At 51.1% G+C, this 16,867-nt stretch carries 11 protein-coding genes and 1 pseudogene; 10 read left to right on the top strand and 2 right to left on the bottom strand.

Annotated features, from left to right (window positions below):
• The first annotated feature begins 129 nt into the window (after positions 1-129).
• The 3 genes and pseudogenes from uvrA to MKY82_RS24805 all read left to right on the top strand — a co-directional run bounded on the left by uvrA (position 130) and on the right by MKY82_RS24805 (position 4,994).
• On the top strand, positions 130-2,631 hold the full coding sequence (gene uvrA / locus MKY82_RS24815) for an excinuclease ABC subunit UvrA (RefSeq protein ID WP_339294596.1): 2,502 nt from the start codon (positions 130-132) through the stop codon (positions 2,629-2,631).
• Between the two features lie 30 nt (positions 2,632-2,661).
• Positions 2,662-4,425 (top strand): ABC transporter ATP-binding protein, encoded by a 1,764-nt coding sequence (locus MKY82_RS24810; protein ID WP_339294595.1) that lies wholly within the window; start codon positions 2,662-2,664, stop codon positions 4,423-4,425.
• A 180-nt stretch (positions 4,426-4,605) separates the two neighbouring features.
• Positions 4,606-4,994, top strand: a pseudogene (locus MKY82_RS24805) (tautomerase family protein).
• A gap of 84 nt (positions 4,995-5,078) precedes the next feature.
• Here MKY82_RS24805 and MKY82_RS24800 read toward each other — a convergent pair.
• Positions 5,079-7,193: a multicopper oxidase family protein gene (locus MKY82_RS24800; protein ID WP_339294594.1), complete on the bottom strand. Its 2,115-nt coding sequence runs from the start codon at positions 7,191-7,193 to the stop codon at positions 5,079-5,081.
• A gap of 148 nt (positions 7,194-7,341) precedes the next feature.
• Between MKY82_RS24800 and MKY82_RS24795 the strand changes: the two genes are divergently transcribed.
• Genes MKY82_RS24795 through MKY82_RS24785 form a run of 3 tightly spaced genes read left to right on the top strand, consistent with a single transcriptional unit; the run spans position 7,342 to position 10,077 of the window.
• Positions 7,342-8,028 (top strand): response regulator transcription factor, encoded by a 687-nt coding sequence (locus MKY82_RS24795; protein WP_339294593.1) that lies wholly within the window; start codon positions 7,342-7,344, stop codon positions 8,026-8,028.
• Positions 8,025-9,131: a HAMP domain-containing sensor histidine kinase gene (locus MKY82_RS24790; RefSeq protein WP_194543954.1), complete on the top strand. Its 1,107-nt coding sequence runs from the start codon at positions 8,025-8,027 to the stop codon at positions 9,129-9,131. Before MKY82_RS24795 ends, MKY82_RS24790 begins: the two co-directional genes overlap by 4 nt.
• Before the next feature lie 43 nt (positions 9,132-9,174).
• Entirely contained in the window at positions 9,175-10,077 is a 903-nt protein-coding gene (locus tag MKY82_RS24785) for a LysR family transcriptional regulator (protein WP_119847051.1), read from the top strand.
• Between the two features lie 197 nt (positions 10,078-10,274).
• Here MKY82_RS24785 and MKY82_RS24780 read toward each other — a convergent pair whose 3' ends face one another.
• A complete protein-coding gene (locus MKY82_RS24780) occupies positions 10,275-11,108 on the bottom strand; it encodes an AraC family transcriptional regulator (protein ID WP_339294592.1) in 834 nt (277 codons plus the stop codon).
• Positions 11,109-11,306: 198 nt separating this feature from the next.
• On the opposite strand from MKY82_RS24780, the gene MKY82_RS24775 reads away from it, so the two are divergent.
• The 4 genes from MKY82_RS24775 to MKY82_RS24760 all read left to right on the top strand — a co-directional run bounded on the left by MKY82_RS24775 (position 11,307) and on the right by MKY82_RS24760 (position 16,763).
• Positions 11,307-13,811: a M60 family metallopeptidase gene (locus MKY82_RS24775; RefSeq protein WP_339294591.1), complete on the top strand. Its 2,505-nt coding sequence runs from the start codon at positions 11,307-11,309 to the stop codon at positions 13,809-13,811.
• Positions 13,812-13,983: 172 nt separating this feature from the next.
• Complete coding sequence (locus MKY82_RS24770; RefSeq protein WP_339294590.1) at positions 13,984-15,174, top strand: glycine C-acetyltransferase; 1,191 nt, start codon at positions 13,984-13,986, stop codon at positions 15,172-15,174.
• Positions 15,175-15,191: 17 nt separating this feature from the next.
• Positions 15,192-16,160 carry an NAD-dependent epimerase/dehydratase family protein gene (locus tag MKY82_RS24765; RefSeq protein WP_339294589.1) on the top strand — a complete coding sequence of 323 codons (969 nt, stop codon included), beginning with the start codon at positions 15,192-15,194 and terminating at the stop codon, positions 16,158-16,160.
• Between the two features lie 33 nt (positions 16,161-16,193).
• Positions 16,194-16,763 carry an XRE family transcriptional regulator gene (locus tag MKY82_RS24760; RefSeq protein ID WP_339294588.1) on the top strand — a complete coding sequence of 190 codons (570 nt, stop codon included), beginning with the start codon at positions 16,194-16,196 and terminating at the stop codon, positions 16,761-16,763.
• Positions 16,764-16,867: the final 104 nt, after the last annotated feature.

Here is a 16,867-nt window from a genome sequence, read left to right as displayed (position 1 = left end):
GTTTGTAAATTGAAGGATTGGAGCCAGGCTTCCAAAACGAAACAGTATGCTTGCGCTTGCGAAGCGAGTTTTATTGTGAAGTTTCTCAATGAAGCTAAGCTCCACAAAACTTTTAGGAGGTTCGGATATATGGAAGGAACGATTAAGATTCGCGGTGCCCGGGAGAACAACCTGAAGAATGTCTCGCTTGAAATCCCGAAGTACAAACTGGTTGTCATGACAGGTCCGTCCGGCTCGGGCAAGTCCACGCTCGCGATGGATACGCTGCAGCGGGAGTGCCAGCGGCAGTACATGGAATCCATGGGCATGGTGTCGGACTCGGTCAGCAAGCCGAAGGTGGATTCGATTGAAGGACTATCTCCGTCAATCAGCGTGGGACAGCACATTACGAACCGGAACCCAAGATCCACCATCGGAACGGTGACGGATATCTACACACTGCTTCGAATTCTGTTTTCTAAGCTTGGTGAACGGACTTGTCCGTCCTGTGGCGATACGGTGATACCTCACGTGGAGGGAGAAGCCTATCACGGTCTGGCTGAGGAGGAAGAGATCAGCGATTCTCACGAGACGGTTCGTTGTAGGCGATGCGGCCATGGTCTCGAAAAATTGACGATGTCGCATTTTTCCTTTAACAAGCCGGAAGGCGCATGCGAAACATGCAGCGGACTCGGTCAAACGGTCAGTCTGAACATGGAGGCTGTGTTTCGTCCGGAATTAAGTTTAAGGGACGGCGGGGTGGCAACGTGGTACAGCGCTCTTACCGATTATAACATCACCATTCTGAAAGCGGCAGCCAAGTATTACGGGTTCGCATTCGATGAGTTCATGCCGCTTCGGGACTATGACGAGGTTCAGCGTGATCTCCTGTATTACGGCGTAGAGAGCGAGCAGTTCAGCCGGCATTTTCCTGACGTCAAACCGCCGAAGTCCGTAGGACAAGGCAAGTATGAGGGTGTAGTCACCGGGATATGGAGAAGGTACCGGGAGAAGGGAAGCGAGTCCGGTGAAGCGTCCCTGTTTCATGAGCACCTTTGTCCGGATTGTCACGGAACGAAGCTGAAGGAGGACAGCCGCCGCGTCCGGGTGGATGGAGTCTCCATTAACGAAGTCAACGCCTGGTCGATCGGGGAAGCCTTAAATTGGATGGAGGCGCTGCTGAGGAAGCTGACGGAGGACCAATTAACGATTGTGGAACCGCTCATTCATGATTCCGTCGTCAGACTAAAACGCATTATGGATGTCGGGCTGGGTTACATGTCCATGGAGAGGCAGGTCGTCACGATGTCAGGCGGAGAAGCCCAGAGGCTTCGACTCGCATCGATTCTGGGATCAGGCCTGACAGGGGTACTGTACATTTTGGACGAACCGACAACGGGACTGCATCCCAAAGATACCAGGGGACTGATCCAGGTTCTGAAACAACTGAGGGATCTGGGCAACACGGTGCTCGTCATCGAGCATGACGAAGAAGTGATGCGGGCCGCTGACCATATCATTGATATCGGACCGGGCGCGGGAACGATGGGCGGTACGGTTGTCGGTCAAGGAACGCTGGAGGAGCTTATTCATCATCCCACATCCGTGACAGGATCCTACTTCCGGGAGAACATGATGCTTACGGCACCGAATCGGCGCAGGGCTGGGAACGGAAGCCTGCTGACGATCGAGGATGCACATTTAAGAAATTTGAAACATATCACGACCTCTTTCCCGCTCGGCTGTCTCATATCGGTGACAGGCGTATCGGGATCTGGGAAATCCACGCTTTTATTTGATCTTCTGGCGGAATCCGGAAGCGATCAATCAACTCCAATCGGCTGCAAGGCCATCACGGGTTGGGAATCGGTAGGGCAGCTGATTACGGTTGACCAATCACCGGTATCCCGAATGCAGCGCTCCAACATTGCTACGTATACCGATGTTTACACCCATATCAGAAACTGGTACGCCAGCTTGCCGGAAGCGAAGGAGAGTCAATTGACGGCCAAGCACTTTTCCTTTAATACACAAGGCGGTCGCTGCGAGACATGCCAAGGACTTGGCGTTGTGTCGGTGCATATGCACTTCCTTCCGGAACTGGAGGTACGTTGTCCGGATTGCAAGGGCAAGCGGTTTAAGGAAGAGGTTCTGCGCGTGACCTATAACGGCTACACCATCTCCGACATTTTGGATATGACGATTGAGGAAAGTCTGTCGATTCTGGAGGATCGGCCGAAAATCATGGAATTGACCCGGCTGCTCTGCGATGTCGGGCTTGGGTATTTGAAGTGGGGGCAATCGGTGAGCACCTTATCCGGCGGTGAGGGACAGCGGATTAAATTGGCCAAGGAACTGAGCAAAAAGACCAAAAACCACACGCTGTATTTGCTGGATGAGCCTTCAACCGGGCTTCACCCCGGAGATGTCCAGCAGCTGCTCGTTCTGTTGAACCGCTTGGTGGACGCGGGGAACACCGTGATTTTGGTTGAACACAATTTGGACCTGATCTGGCATTCGGATTGGCTCATCGATATCGGGCCTGGCGGAGGAGCTGCCGGCGGGTCTATCGTGGCGACAGGAACACCTGAGGAAGTAGCGGCTGTGGAAGTCTCGTTCACCGGCCGTTTTATCAAAGAAATCTATATGTGACGGCTGGATGCAAAAAGGGAGGAATTCCATATGGAGCAAACCGTAGAAGAGAAGGGTAAGGTTACAAAAACAACGATTCGGTATTTTATTAAGCTGCTGCGCTCTTCGGGTATTCCGAAGTTAGTGCTGTTTCTGGCCATCGTGCTCAGTTTGGTTGGTGCGGTGACGGGACTGGTCGTCCCGCTCATCACCGGCCAATTAATCGATAATTTTGCTACAGATTCATTTAATATTCGCACGGTCGGCTTTCTGGCCGTTCTGTTCCTGCTGGAAGCCGTGGCGAGCGGACTTTCCTACTATATGCTTGCCTATGTCGGGAACCAGACGGTGAACAAAATTCGTAAACGGCTCTGGACCAAGGTGCTGGCATTGCCGGTCCCGTTCTTTGACAAGCACCGCTCGGCAGAAACGATGAGCCGGGTGACCAACGATACGAATGAAGTAAAGACCCTGATCACGGATCATTTGATTGCCTTTTGCTCGAATCTATTGACCGTTTTGGGGGCCGTTGCAATCTTGTTTTACTTGGATTGGCGGATGACCCTCATCATCCTGATTGCCGTTCCGGTCGGGTTCGGCATATTAATGCCCATCGGCGGAAAGATGTATAAAATCTCCATCAGCATGTATGGACAGCTGGCCCAGCTGTCCGCCATGCTGACCCAGGTGATCGGCGAGATTCGGCTGGTAAAAGCCTCCAATGCAGAGCGAAGGGAGGAGAAAAGCGGGTATGACGATATGGACAGCCTGTACCGATTCGGCATGAAGGAAGCCAAAATCAACTCGGTCCTGATTCCGTTGATGTCGATGGTCATGGTCGTCCTGCTGGTGGTCATCATCGGATACGGCGGCGTTCGCGTCTCTTCCGGCGCTCTTAGCGCAGGCGAGCTGGTATCGTTTATCCTGCTGCTGTTCCAGATCATGTTTCCTTTCAGCCAGTTTGCTACATTCTATTCCCAACTCCAGAAGGTGATGGCGGCCACCGAGAGATTGCGGCTGATTCTCGAATATGAGCCGGAGAGCGACAATCGTGCGGTGCGTACTGCACCGGATGGGCATCGGGATGTTAAATTTAAAGAGGTGGCGTTTGCTTATCATGAAGGCGAGACCATTCTGTCCGAGGTATCCTTTTCGATCCCTGCCAAGAAGGTCACCGCTTTGGTAGGACCCAGCGGCAGCGGCAAAACCACGGTGTTCTCCTTGATTGAGCGGTTCTACGCGCCATCCGGCGGGGAGATTTACTTTGGCTCCGAAGCGATCCGCGATTATACTTTGGAGTCGTGGCGGCGTAAGCTCGGGTATGTGTCCCAGGACAGCCCGCTCATGACCGGAACGATCCGGGACAATATCGTCTATGGACGGGAGGAGCCGGTGTCCGACGAGGAAATTGCTGAAGCGGCGAGACTGGCCTATGCGGAGGGATTTATCGAGGCACTGCCGCGAGGATATGACACGGAGGTTGGGGAGCGAGGCATCCAGTTATCGGGAGGTCAGCGCCAACGCGTGGCGATTGCAAGGGCTTTGCTGCGGAAGCCGGACATCCTGCTTCTGGATGAAGCGACGGCAAGCCTCGACAGCGACTCCGAGCATGAAGTGCAGAAAGCGCTGAACAATCTGATGGTGGAACGAACGACCGTGGTCATCGCCCACCGGTTATCCACCGTGGTCGAGGCGGATCAGATTATTGTCCTGGAGAAGGGGCACATTACGGGAAGCGGGACGCATGAAGAATTGATTCGAAGCCATCCGTCCTACGTGGAGTGGGCGAAGAAGCAGTTCCAGATCGGGGAATAGGGGCACATGGGGGGATTGAACCGGGGAACAACAGTGATCGGCACAACGTTTCGCATACCTTGTTCAACATGTGTTATTAGGGCAAGAGGTTTTGTTTCGACCAAGGTCGAATAGAAATAATTGGTAGCGTAAACCTTGGCATAGATGAGTAGGGTGGAGAGTAGAGGAGATGAGCAGAGCATGGCGCAAATCAAAATTTATGGCGTCCGGGAGCGGCTGAACCCGGTGAAGGAACAGCTGTCGGAAGTGATACATTCATGCGTGGTAGACGTTTTTCAGCTTCCGGCGGATAAGAAATTCCATCGTTTTTTCCCCATGCGTCGCGAGGATTTCTTCTTTCCTGACGGGAGAACGGATCGTTACACGGTGATCGAGATCAGCATATTTGAAGGCCGGCCGTGGAGGCCAAGAAACAGCTGATTCGATTGTTGTTCGAACGGCTCGAGCACTCGCTGCATATCTCTTCCCAGGATGTGGAGATTACGATATTCGAAACGCCGCAGCACAACTGGGGAATCCGGGGGCTTCCCGGCGATGAACTGGCTTTAGGGTATAAGGTGAATATTTAGAGGCTTAGCTAGTGTTAACAATTGCAAACAAGCGCTCGATTACCGCTGGCTCGGGAAGCCTGGTGATCGGCGCTTGTTTTTTGTTCATTCGTGTTTATTTACGGTGGCACTCCCGATTTCGTAAGGCGTGTAAACCCCCTCATACATGAGATGCATCGACATCCCGGCCGCGGCATGGTCCAAATTGTGGCAGTGATCCATCCAAAGCCCCGGGTTGTCGGCTTCAAACGCAGCTTCATACGTCTCGCCGGGCGCTACATTTAGCGTATCCGTCCACCAGGGACTTCCTTCGACAGGTTTTCCATTACGCTTCAAGACGAGAATATGGTGACCATGCAGATGCATCGGATGATCCATGAAGCCCCGATTCACAAACTTCATTTTTACGATATCCCCTTCACGTACCATGAGAGACGGCGTATTCGGAAAGACATAACCGTTGATGGTCTGCACATTGGTCATCATGCCGTTATAGAAGCCCACGCGGTTGTCGAGAACAAGCGTAAAGTTACGGTCATAGACGGTATGAGCGTCAAAAGGAACCGAGGACGGCGTGCCGTATTTGGCCGGATTGAATACCGGGCCCTCCTGGCCAGAAAGCGGCATGTCCCGATCATTGCCGGCAATAACAATCGCCTCGCTCCGTTCGTTGATCGCATCGGCAGTGTGCGCCAGGGATACCGCATGATCCGGCATGGCAAAGGAAATATCGTAGCGTCCGCCGGCAGCCAGCAGCATCTTTTGATTTTGTATCCACTCGGGACCGTTGAGATCCATGCCGTCAATGGATGTTACTTTGAAGGATGCTCCTGACAAATAGAACATTTTAGGCATGTTATGTGCATTGATTAATCTTAACCTCACGGTTTTGCCCGGCTTTACGGTCTGTCGCTGGAGCTTTCCCGTGGCCCCTAAGGTGATCGTTGTTCCATTGCTCGTTCCTTTCGGATGAGCCATCACGGTTATATCGACGTCTTCCAAAACGGTAGCGTCATCCGGTTCGATGACAAGCGTGCCATACAGCCCTTTGGCAACCTGGACCGAGGATTGCTGATGGGAATGATACCAGTATGTGCCCGTCTGTTCCGCGAAGAACCGGTAGATAAACTGTTCTCCAGGCATGACGGCATTCTGCGTTAATCCTGCCACGCCATCTTCTCCGTTCGGAACATTTAGTCCATGCCAATGGATCGTAACGCCATCCTCTACATCAATATTGACCAGGGTAACTTCGACCAGTTCGCCTTCCTGAATACGGAGTTCCGGACCGGGAACGAGGCCGTTAAAAGCCCATACCTCTTCGGTTTCGCCTGAGGGCATGGTGAGCAGCTTTTTCTGTGCGCTTAATTCGAATGTGCGGTCAGGCGTTGAGGTCTGCGGTCCGCGCAAGCTGGCTACACTGATCGATTCTATATTCTCTGCAGATATGCTTGATGCTTCCGCGTGACTTCCATGATGGCTATGGTTCCCGGGGCTTCCGCTGCTGTCATGACGGCCATGCTCCATCATGCTCATTCGGTCCGGCAGCCGGGACGAGATCAAGCCGGCGGAAACCATTATGGAGGTGATGGCAATGACGAGCAGGCTCTTCCATGAGAATCGGATAAGTCTCTGCTTGTAGGTTACATGGTGATCCATGTTCAATGAATGCTGCAATTCCTTGAGTTGTCTTCTGCGGGTAACCCACGCCATGCCCATCAGAATACCGAATGCAATCCAGACGGTTATAAAACTGCTGAATCGGAGTGGAGATTGCGAGAGAAACAACATGTATAAGCAGGAGCATGCTGCTGCGAAGAACGCTGCCGAAAAAGGCGCCGTAAGGATGCGGTTGTTCAGGTAACCGCTTGAACCGTCGTTTAACTTTTCATGAAGGACTTTTAATTTGCGACTCGTTAATACGGGCAGTGAGAAGATAAAGATGGCGGAAATCGAGAGCGCATAAAGCGGCCACTGGATGAACACCTTGTCTTCGACAAACGTCCAATCGGCATTCCACAGCACCGCACCCGCAGCGAATTTGAGCCCTGTCATGATCATGGCGGGCCACAACCAGAAGCGAAGTTTGTTTAGATGCTTAAGCAGGACTTCCTTTGGTTGCGGCAGGCATGTTTTTTTTGCCCTGTAATCGACGACCCACCATATAAAAAAATTTAAAAACGTTAATACGTATTCAAACATGAGCCAGCTTCTCACCATTGTGTACGCCCCTTTACATTGGTTTTGCATTCAGTGTACAGATCAAATGTGTAGAACTGTTGGAGATGATCTTTTCATTCTGTGTAGGATCACTTCTTATGCTGGAAACGGGTTATAATGGTTCTAAAAAGTGAGAGGGTTATTCGCAATGGAGATGACGCTGTTGCTTGTGGAAGACGAAGTGGCGATGCTGGAAACGATGAAGCTTTATTTAGAGGGCGAAGGGTTCCGGGTTCTTGCTGTGACCAATGGTCAAGATGCGCTTGAGTGCGCCCGAAGAGAGCAACCTTCGCTTGTGGTGCTGGATTGGATGCTGCCTGGAAAGAGCGGAATCGAAGTGTGCAAGGAGCTGAGGCAATCCAGTGCTTGTGGAATCATCATGGTAACGGCGAAATCAGAGGAAACGGACAAAATTATTGGCCTGGAGCTTGGTGCGGATGACTACATAACCAAACCGTTCAGTTTGCGGGAACTGACTTCCCGCATTCGCTCGGTTCTCAGACGAACGGCTCCAATCCAGCTTGAGGCGTCGCCCTTGCAGCGTGGGGATCTGTTGATATCGGAAACCAAATGCCAGGTTACGCGAAACGGGGAGCTCATCCCGCTGACCCCGACCGAGTTCAAGATCTTGCTGACACTGGCCAACAGGCCGGGGGTTGTGTTCAGTCGATTGCAGCTTATGAAGGCAGCTATGGACGAAGATTTCATGAATTATGAACGTACCTTGGACTCTCATGTCAGTAAACTGCGTAAGAAGCTTGAGCCTGATCCTAACCATATGAAATACATTCAAACTGTGTATGGGTTTGGATATCGATTCGGTGAGCCGAGATGACGGTGCGCGGCAAAATATTCATGGCGATGGGCGTCCTGGTCATGCTTGTAACGGCCGCGTATATCGGCACAACGCAAGGCTACTTGGGAAGCCTGTTTGCCCGGTATGTTCCCGAGGGAAGCGGGGGTGGCCTGGGAGGGGACCGTCTCGAGGAGTTAAGCAACTATGTGCTTGGCGAAATGAAGATGAAAGCTCTTATGGTGACGTTGTTTGTTGCATGCGCTGTGGTCATTTTGGGTTATTGGCTTTCAGGTCTAATCATTCATCCGCTCCATAAACTGATCGCGGTCATGCGAAAAGTAGCCGATGGAGATTTGACAACGGAAGTGCCGATCAAGCGAAAGGACGAGTATGGTCAGGTTGGGGAGGCGTTCAATTCCATGACGCACCAATTACGAGAGGCCATGGACCTCCGAAAAAGACTTGTCGAAGATATAGCGCATGAATTAAGGACGCCGTTATCCATCGTTCAATCCAAGCTGGAGTTGATTCAGCAGTCCCCAACCAATGTGAAGCCGGAAGTTTTGCTTCCCCTTCACGACGAGGTGCTGCGCCTGGTGCATTTGGTGGATGAGCTTCATCTTCTGAATACGGCGGAAGCGGGGCAGTTAGTCTTACATAAAGAGAAGACCGATCTGAACTTGCTATTGGGCAATCTCATGGAGCTCATAGAGCCGGAGGCGGATGCTTGCGGGGTTACGTTAAAGGGGCCTGAATATCGGGATTCAGCATGGGCCCGGGTCGATCCGAAACGGCTGAAGCAGGTATTACTTAACTTGTTAACCAATGCGCTGCGGCATACGCCGGAAGGGGGCAGCATTTCGGTTCGAATCGATGCTAGGGACCTGTCCGGACAGGTTGCGATTAGCATAACGGACACGGGCACGGGCATACCTGCTGATGCGCTTCCTCATGTATTCGACCGTTTCTACCGGGTGGATAGCGGAAGAGGCAGGTCGACAGGAGGCACCGGTCTGGGGCTTTCGATTGCGAAGCAGATTGCAGCGGCTCACGGTGGCTACATCCAAGTAGAAAGCGAGCTTGGCAAGGGGACGGAATTTACGGTAATCCTTCCCTGGAGCCATGATAGCGGTAAAAATTAACGTGCGAATGTTATTCTTGTAGATATAAAAAGGGGGAATCACTTTGACCTTACAACAATTAAAGTACGCCATCGAAGTAGCCAACCGTGGTTCCATGAATGAGGCGGCCAAACGGTTATTTATTTCCCAGCCCAGTCTGTCCAATGCGATCAAGGATCTGGAGGAAGAGCTTCGCATTACGATATTCGAACGAACCAACAAAGGAATTTCCTTGTCCAAAGAAGGCGCGGAGTTTCTAGGATATGCACGGCAGGTGGTCGAGCAGGCTGAGCTTCTGGAGGGGCGTTATCTGAACGCAAAGCCTTCCCCGCAGCATTTTTCGGTATCCACGCAGCACTACGCCTTTGCGGTCAATGCCTTCGTGAAGCTGGTTCAGGAATACGGGCAGGATGAATACGAATTGGCGCTGAGAGAGACGAAAACCTACGAAATCATCCAGGACGTCAAAACCTTGCGCAGCGAGATCGGCATTCTATACCTGAACGAATTCAATGCCAAGGTGATCAACAAGCTGCTGAAGGATGCAGGGCTTCAGTTTACCAGCTTGTTTACGGCGAGGCCGCATATTTTTATCAGCATCAAAAATCCGCTGGCCAAGCAGTCGATCGTGACCATTGACGAGCTTCAGAATTATCCGTATTTGTCATTCGAGCAAGGGGAATACAATTCATTCCACTTCTCGGAGGAAATCCTCAGCACGTTATCCCATAAAAAAAGCATCCGGGTCAATGATCGCGCGACCCTGTTCAATCTGCTCATCGGCTTGAATGGCTATACCATTTCGACCGGGGTGCTGAGCGCTGACCTGAACGGGAATGAGATTATTCCGGTTCCACTCGCATGCGATGAGACGATTAATGTCGGATGGATCAGTCATAAGAATGCGACTCTGTCCAAGCTTGCGGCAGCTTATGTCGAAGCGCTGCATGAGGCGATATCCACTTGATTTTGATGGGAAAACGGTGAAGGGATTCCCGGAGGATCTCATTATTACGACTCACGTACGCCACTTGCAACTATCATTCGACATGGGCATCATCCGGCGGATGCGGACGATTTGGAATTCGTAATCAAATAATCGCTCTTCATATATCCCCTGGGAGGTATCGGAAAAGGATTCCGATACCTCCCAGGGGATTTTTATTAGCGGTTGGACATGATCTGGTTACGGAATTCCCCCGGCGACATGTTGGTGAATTGCCTGAATACCCGGCATAAATAATGGACTTCCATTCCGACCTTTCTCCCGATTTCCTCCAGGGTCAAATCGGTGGTCATCAATAGACCCTTTGTTTTCTCGATCCTGACCTTAATAATATACTGCACAGGTGTCATCTTCATTTTGGATTTGAAGAAGCGGATGAAATAGTTGGGATTATAATGGATAAGTCCCGCCAGCTGTTCCACGCTGACGTTATCGTTGATATGCTCCTCAATATACTGGAATACCGTGTTCAGTTTCTGCATATCGGGCAGCATGGACAGCGAGAGTTGACGATCGGGAACGATGTCAAGATAATGTCGGACAAGCTTCATCAATATTTCGTTCCTTTGCAGCGGGGCGGTCCAAGCGCTGCTCCCATATGCATCGATCAATTCCTTGAATAACTGCTCCATATATGACTCGTCCGGCACATCCAGCACGTGGGGAAGATGAATTAGCTGAAACAAGTTCAGCGTGTCCACCTTGGCGGTAAAATGGCACCAGAACTTCCTGTAGGTGTTATCGCCCACGACAGAGATGGAATGAAGCGATCCAGCTGGCATGAGAACGATTTGCCCGGGGGAGGGATGATATTCTTGTTCGTCGATCTTAATCCAGCCCTCCCCTTCCCGTATAAAATATAGAGCGTTATAGGACGGTCTCATATTAAAAAAGCGCCAGTTCTGGGACACTTTATCAACCTTGGCAATGGATAAGCGAAGATTCGCGTTAGCCAGGTAATTTTGAATCAATTTCAGGTGGTTTATATCCATTGGCTACCCCCTACCGGTTGTGTATTTTGGATACATTGATGTGTTTTTTATGCATTTCAAATCCGAGTGGTATTCATTAAGCTAAATGAGAAATCCCATTCAATGACATATCAAGGGGGAGGTAATGACATCAAAGCTTAGGACTGATCTGCCATTCCATCAGGATATCAAAGGAAATCGAGGAGGAATCGTTAAGGAATGAAGATGATGAAACGGATTAATAATTTCGCAGTAATCGGGTCAGCGGTATTATTAATGACCGCATCCATTGCAGCTGCCGAACCTGCGGAGATCAGTAAACGGACGGCAAAAGATCCTGCAATGGCAAATGCTACCGGACCGACCGAACTTCAATCATCCGCATTGGCTGATGCTCCCTGGTCGGCCGGAACGCCGTTGGACGTGCTTAAGAACGATTTCAGCATATTTTATAAGGATTTGCAAGCGATTCCATATTTCGCTGGCGGCGGCGTTGCTGCAATAGGGGATGCTGCATTCAGTATCAATGTGCCCGATTATTATATTCCAGCCATCTCGGCAGCCCGTTATGGCAAAGGGCGCATCGTTGTCGCCGGGAGCAAGGAGTATTTCAATCTGTCCGAGTCGGCGGGTGATGCTGCGGGTAAGCTGGCCCGGAATATTTTATGTTGGCTGACGGACGATGCCTCCACAAATCAAGGCCAAGGCAATGACCGTACGAATCGCTATGAAGATGCATTAGAGCAGCCGGGAAAGAAGATTAGACTGATAACGACCTCCGACGAGCTCACGGTTAATCCGGATTTGCCTATTGAGCTTGTGAAAATCGACAGCTGGGATTCCGTAAACCTGAATCCGCAAAAATATGCGGTAGCCCATGTAGACCAGACGATGAAGGATAAGGATCTCGAAGCGCTGGGTCAATATTTACGGTTAGGGGGCGGCATCATCGTGGCGGATAACCTGAGCGGTATTGAGGGAATAACGCGCGATACTCCCGAGGAAACCGTGCTTCAGGTCGGCAATTTGAGGGGAGCTAGACTCAGCCGCGATTTTGCGATTCAAAAGCTGCTTAATCGGGCAGGGTTGACGTTGATGAACAGAGGCTCTGAGTCAAGTGTCGGCGAATCGGCATTGACCTATGACCAAGCCGACGATCATCATATCAGGGCACGGCTCACGCAAGGTAAGGAAGTGGAAAAAGGGACGCTCACTTATGATCAAATCGAGATTGGTCCGCCGGGTACACCAGCGAACAAAAAGCAGGAGCGGCTCTACAATATACTAAACGAGACAATCGAAACGTTAACCAGCGAATCCCCGTTGTATGCTTGGGCAGAATCGGAGGCCGAAAGTCTGTCGCCTGCCGTGTTCCCGATTCAAAAATTCCAGCAGCCCTATACGAATGCGCTGCATAACTTCCGCTTTAGTCATTTTACCTTGGATCCCGCCAACGAGAAATCTCCTTATGCCGACGCATTTCCGGGAATGGTTGGAGAGGAAGCGACCATCGTCAATGACCGGGAAATCGAGGTCGACTTTGATTTTCCAAATACGATGTACACGCATGCGCTTCCATCAAAAAACTGGATAAGCACCGGATTGTATGCGCCCCCCGGTAAAGTCATTACGCTTGAAGTGCCGGAAGGCGTTGAGCATTTAACGGTTCAAATCGGTTCGCATGACGACGATTTGAGGGGATCCGGCAAGTGGGGACGAGTTCCGCTTATCGTAAACCACCAGAAACTGACCCCGGGCATCCATCAAGTCAATAGTCCTTACGGAGGCTTGATATATCTCATTCCGCTAAAGGCGAAGGAGAATTTCCGGGCAACCGTCAAAATCAGCGGAGCGGCGGAAGCCCCGTATTATGTACTCGGCAAGACTACGCTCGAGGAGTGGGAGAGGATTCGAACGGGACCGGTTGCCGTTCCTTTTGCCGAGTTTCAGGGAGAACGTATTATCCTGACGGTTCCCTCGGATTTGATCCGCCAAGTGACCGACCCGGAAGAATTGATGCGGACCTGGGATGAAATCTACGACAGTTATGATAAACTGGTCGGACTTGATCCGGACAGGGCGATGCCTCATACTGCCCATCAATTGAACCGCCGTTACGTCGCTGACGGACAGATCTCTTCCGGGGCGATGCATGCGGGATATCCCATCATGATGCCGTTCAGTTATGCGGCCAACCTGCTGGATGTCGATTATATTAAAACAAGTGCTTGGGGCTTCTGGCATGAACTTGGGCACGAATACCAGCAGCGGACATGGACGTGGGGCGATGTCGGGGAAGTCACCGTAAACCTGTTCTCTCTATACACCCAAGAGAAGTACGGCAATACCTCCGAACTGCTGAAAGTCGGAAATGACGGCAAGGATTACTATGATCGGGGGATCGCATTCGTAGAGAACAATGACCCGGCCAAAAAATACGGCCAAATCGGCAATTATGAAAGACTGGTGATGTTCAAGCAGCTTCAGCTTGCTTACGGCTGGGAATTCTATACCCGAATATTCGAGAGCTACCGCGAATTATCCCGAGACGAAATACTAGGTACGGTGGATACTTTTGCCGTCATAGCTTCTCAAACGGCGGGGGAGGACCTGACTGAATTTTTCGACAAATGGGCAATAGGTCTGACGGAAGACGGAAAAGGAAGGATTGCCTCATTGAATTTGCCTGAGCCGCAAACCGAAATATGGACGTTAAGAGAGTAAACATGAAAAAGCCAGGTTTCCTCCGGTTGAGGAAGGCTGGCTTCTTTATATCTGTTATGCAATATAACATATTTTTGTACATGATATTGCATACAAGTGACTTTTTGCATACAATGAAATGAGTAAATGATATGTACGTTAAGATACTTCGGATCCACGGGAGGAATTTCATATGTCCAGTCAAACGTTAAGCGCTTTCTTACAGGATAATCTAACAGAACTCAAGCAGCAAGGACTCTATAATACGATCCAGCCTCTTGAAAGTCCGAATGGTCCGCTTATTACCATTCAGGGTCGTGAATTCGTGAATTTATCTTCCAACAACTATCTGGGACTGGCGAATGATGAGCGATTGAAAGAAGCGGCCATCCGGGCTACGACCGATTTCGGAACCGGAAGCGGCGCCGTTCGCTCCATTAACGGAACGCTCATGCTTCATGTTGAGCTTGAGGAAAAGCTTGCGCAGTTCAAGGGAACCGAAGCGGTGCTGACGTATCAGTCCGGTTTCAATTGCAATATGGCGGCGATCTCGGCGGTGATGGGTGCCGGGGATGCGATTTTGTCGGATGAGCTGAACCATGCGTCCATTATTGACGGCTGCCGATTGACCAAGGCGAAGGTTATCCGTTTTAACCATTCGGACATGGACGATTTGCGTTCGAAAGCGCAAGAAGCGAGAGAATCCGGTTTATATAACAAAATTATGGTCATTACTGACGGCGTGTTCTCGATGGACGGCGATATTGCGAAGCTCCCCGAAATCGTGGAGATCGCCGAGACCTATGATCTGATCACTTATGTGGACGATGCGCATGGCTCAGGTGTTCTTGGCGGAGGAGCAGGTACCGTGAAGCATTTCGGATTGTCGGAGCGAGTGGATATCCAGATCGGCACGCTGTCCAAAGCGGTTGGCGTTGTCGGCGGGTATGTTGCCGGATCACGGGATCTGGTCGATTGGCTTAAGGTCCGCAGCCGGCCGTTCCTGTTCTCCACGGCGCTGCCTCCAGGTACCGTAGCCGCTTGCATTACCGCTATCGACATCCTGCAGAACAGCAAAGACCTGCAAATGAAGCTGTGGGAGAACACCCGTTATCTGCAGGAAGGACTTAAGCATCTTGGCTATTCCGTCGGCCGTACGGAAACGCCGATTACGCCTTGCATTATTGGAGATGAAGCAACCACCCAGAAATTCAGCACCAGATTGTACGAAGAAGGCGTGTATGCCAAATCGATCGTATTCCCTACCGTGCCAAAAGGCACGGGAAGAGTTCGGAACATGCCTACCGCCATGCATACGAAGGAGATGCTGGATCGCGCACTTTCCGCATATGAAACCATCGGACGCGAACTGGGTCTGATCTAAATAAGGGGGCACAAGTGATGAAACGAATTATGGTAACCGGTGCGCTCGGGCAGATTGGTTCGGACCTGGTGGCGAAATTGCGGCAAGTTTACGGCGAAGAAGCTGTTCTCGCAACGGACATTCGCCAAATCCATCATGAGACGGTGCAATCAGGACCGTTCCGAATACTGGATGTAACCGACCCCCAAGCTTTCCATGAAGCAGCTAAAGAACACCGCGCGGATACGATTATCCATCTTGCAGCCCTGTTGTCCGCCAAGGCGGAATCCAATCCCGCACTGGCGTGGAACCTGAACATGGGCGGTTTGTTAAGCGGGCTCGAGACGGCACGGGCATTATCCTGCCAGTTCTTTACGCCGAGCTCTATCGCAGCATTCGGGGCGGACACCCCGAAAAGAGCAACGCCGCAAGATACGCTGCAGCGCCCGTTAACGATGTATGGTGTCAGCAAGGTCTCCGGCGAGCTGTTGTGTGACTACTATTACCATAAATTCGGAGTGGATACCCGCGGATTGCGCTTTCCAGGCCTGATCTCCCACTCCGCCCCTCCGGGCGGGGGAACGACGGATTATGCGGTTGAGATGTATGTAGATGCTATTCGCAGCGGCTGCTATACTTCCTACATTGATAAAGGGACCTACCTTGACATGATGTACATGCCGGATGCGATCTCCGCTATCATTGCATTGATGGAAGCGGATCCGGCTAAACTGAAGCACCGCAATGCCTTTAATGTTACGGCGATGAGCGTCGACCCTGAGGGGATTGCGGCCAGCATCCGCCGCCATATACCGGATTTCAGCCTCGACTATCACGTGGATCCTGTCCGTCAAGCGATTGCGAACGAATGGCCGGATTCTATCGATGCAACTGCGGCACGCGAAGAATGGGGATTTGATGTACAATATGATTTGAACCATATGACCGATGATATGGTGTCAAAGCTTATGGAGAAGCCGCAAGCGGATCAGAGCAAGATCAGTTAACGGCTTCGTTTCAGAAGGAGGATATGGTTACACTTGGAACCCATTCATAAAAAGGTAGGGAGAAATCTGCAAGCTATCCGCAAATCACGGGGCCTCAGCCTCGATAACGTAGCCGAGTTGACCGGTGTTAGCAAAGCCATGCTGGGACAGATCGAGCGGGGGGATTCCAACCCGACGATTTCGGTATTGTGGCGCATCGTCAGCGGCCTCGGCATTTCATTCACCACGCTCATCGAAGAGGCGGAAACCGAAGTGACCGTGGTATCCCCGGAGGACGTGGAGCCTTTTCACGAGGCCGAAGGCGCTTACCGGGTATACCCTTTGTTCTCCTACAACCTGCGCACCAAATTCGAGTCCTATATGGTCATCATGGATCCCGGCTGTGACCATGGTTCAGAAGCGCATAATGATGGCGTGGAGGAATATATTTTTGTGCATCAGGGAGAGCTGGAGCTGTGGCGCGAAGACGAAAGCTATACCGTCCCTGCCGGAAGCTCTGTGCATTTCTCGGCTAATCGGCCTCATCGGTACGTTAACCCTGGGAATAAAACCACGAAATTTTACACGATTATATTCTATGCGGATGCCGCAGCCAGAGGATGATCTTGATAAACAGCTGCACTTATTGATTACCGACAACCCAATATTAAAAAAAGTTAGTGCCGCCCGGAAAAAATACAGTCCGATCTTAAATATCGACTGTATGG

Source organism: Paenibacillus sp. FSL W7-1279 (assembly GCF_037969845.1).
Classification (GTDB): domain Bacteria; phylum Bacillota; class Bacilli; order Paenibacillales; family Paenibacillaceae; genus Paenibacillus_AQ.
The sequence above is the reverse complement of the archived record's forward strand: the minus strand, read 5'-3'. Positions and strand labels throughout refer to the sequence as shown.

Excerpts from the sequence above, each read along its gene's own strand:
- MKY82_RS24800 (WP_339294594.1), bottom strand. The coding sequence starts at position 7,193 with ATGGTGAGAAGCTGGCTCATGTTTGAATACGTATTAACGTTTTTAAAT.
- MKY82_RS24775 (WP_339294591.1), top strand. The coding sequence starts at position 11,307 with ATGAAGATGATGAAACGGATTAATAATTTCGCAGTAATCGGGTCAGCG.
- MKY82_RS24780 (WP_339294592.1), bottom strand. The coding sequence starts at position 11,108 with ATGGATATAAACCACCTGAAATTGATTCAAAATTACCTGGCTAACGCG.
- MKY82_RS24765 (WP_339294589.1), top strand. The coding sequence starts at position 15,192 with ATGAAACGAATTATGGTAACCGGTGCGCTCGGGCAGATTGGTTCGGAC.
- MKY82_RS24770 (WP_339294590.1), top strand. The coding sequence starts at position 13,984 with ATGTCCAGTCAAACGTTAAGCGCTTTCTTACAGGATAATCTAACAGAA.
- MKY82_RS24795 (WP_339294593.1), top strand. The coding sequence starts at position 7,342 with ATGGAGATGACGCTGTTGCTTGTGGAAGACGAAGTGGCGATGCTGGAA.
- uvrA (WP_339294596.1), top strand. The coding sequence starts at position 130 with ATGGAAGGAACGATTAAGATTCGCGGTGCCCGGGAGAACAACCTGAAG.
- MKY82_RS24810 (WP_339294595.1), top strand. The coding sequence starts at position 2,662 with ATGGAGCAAACCGTAGAAGAGAAGGGTAAGGTTACAAAAACAACGATT.
- MKY82_RS24790 (WP_194543954.1), top strand. The coding sequence starts at position 8,025 with ATGACGGTGCGCGGCAAAATATTCATGGCGATGGGCGTCCTGGTCATG.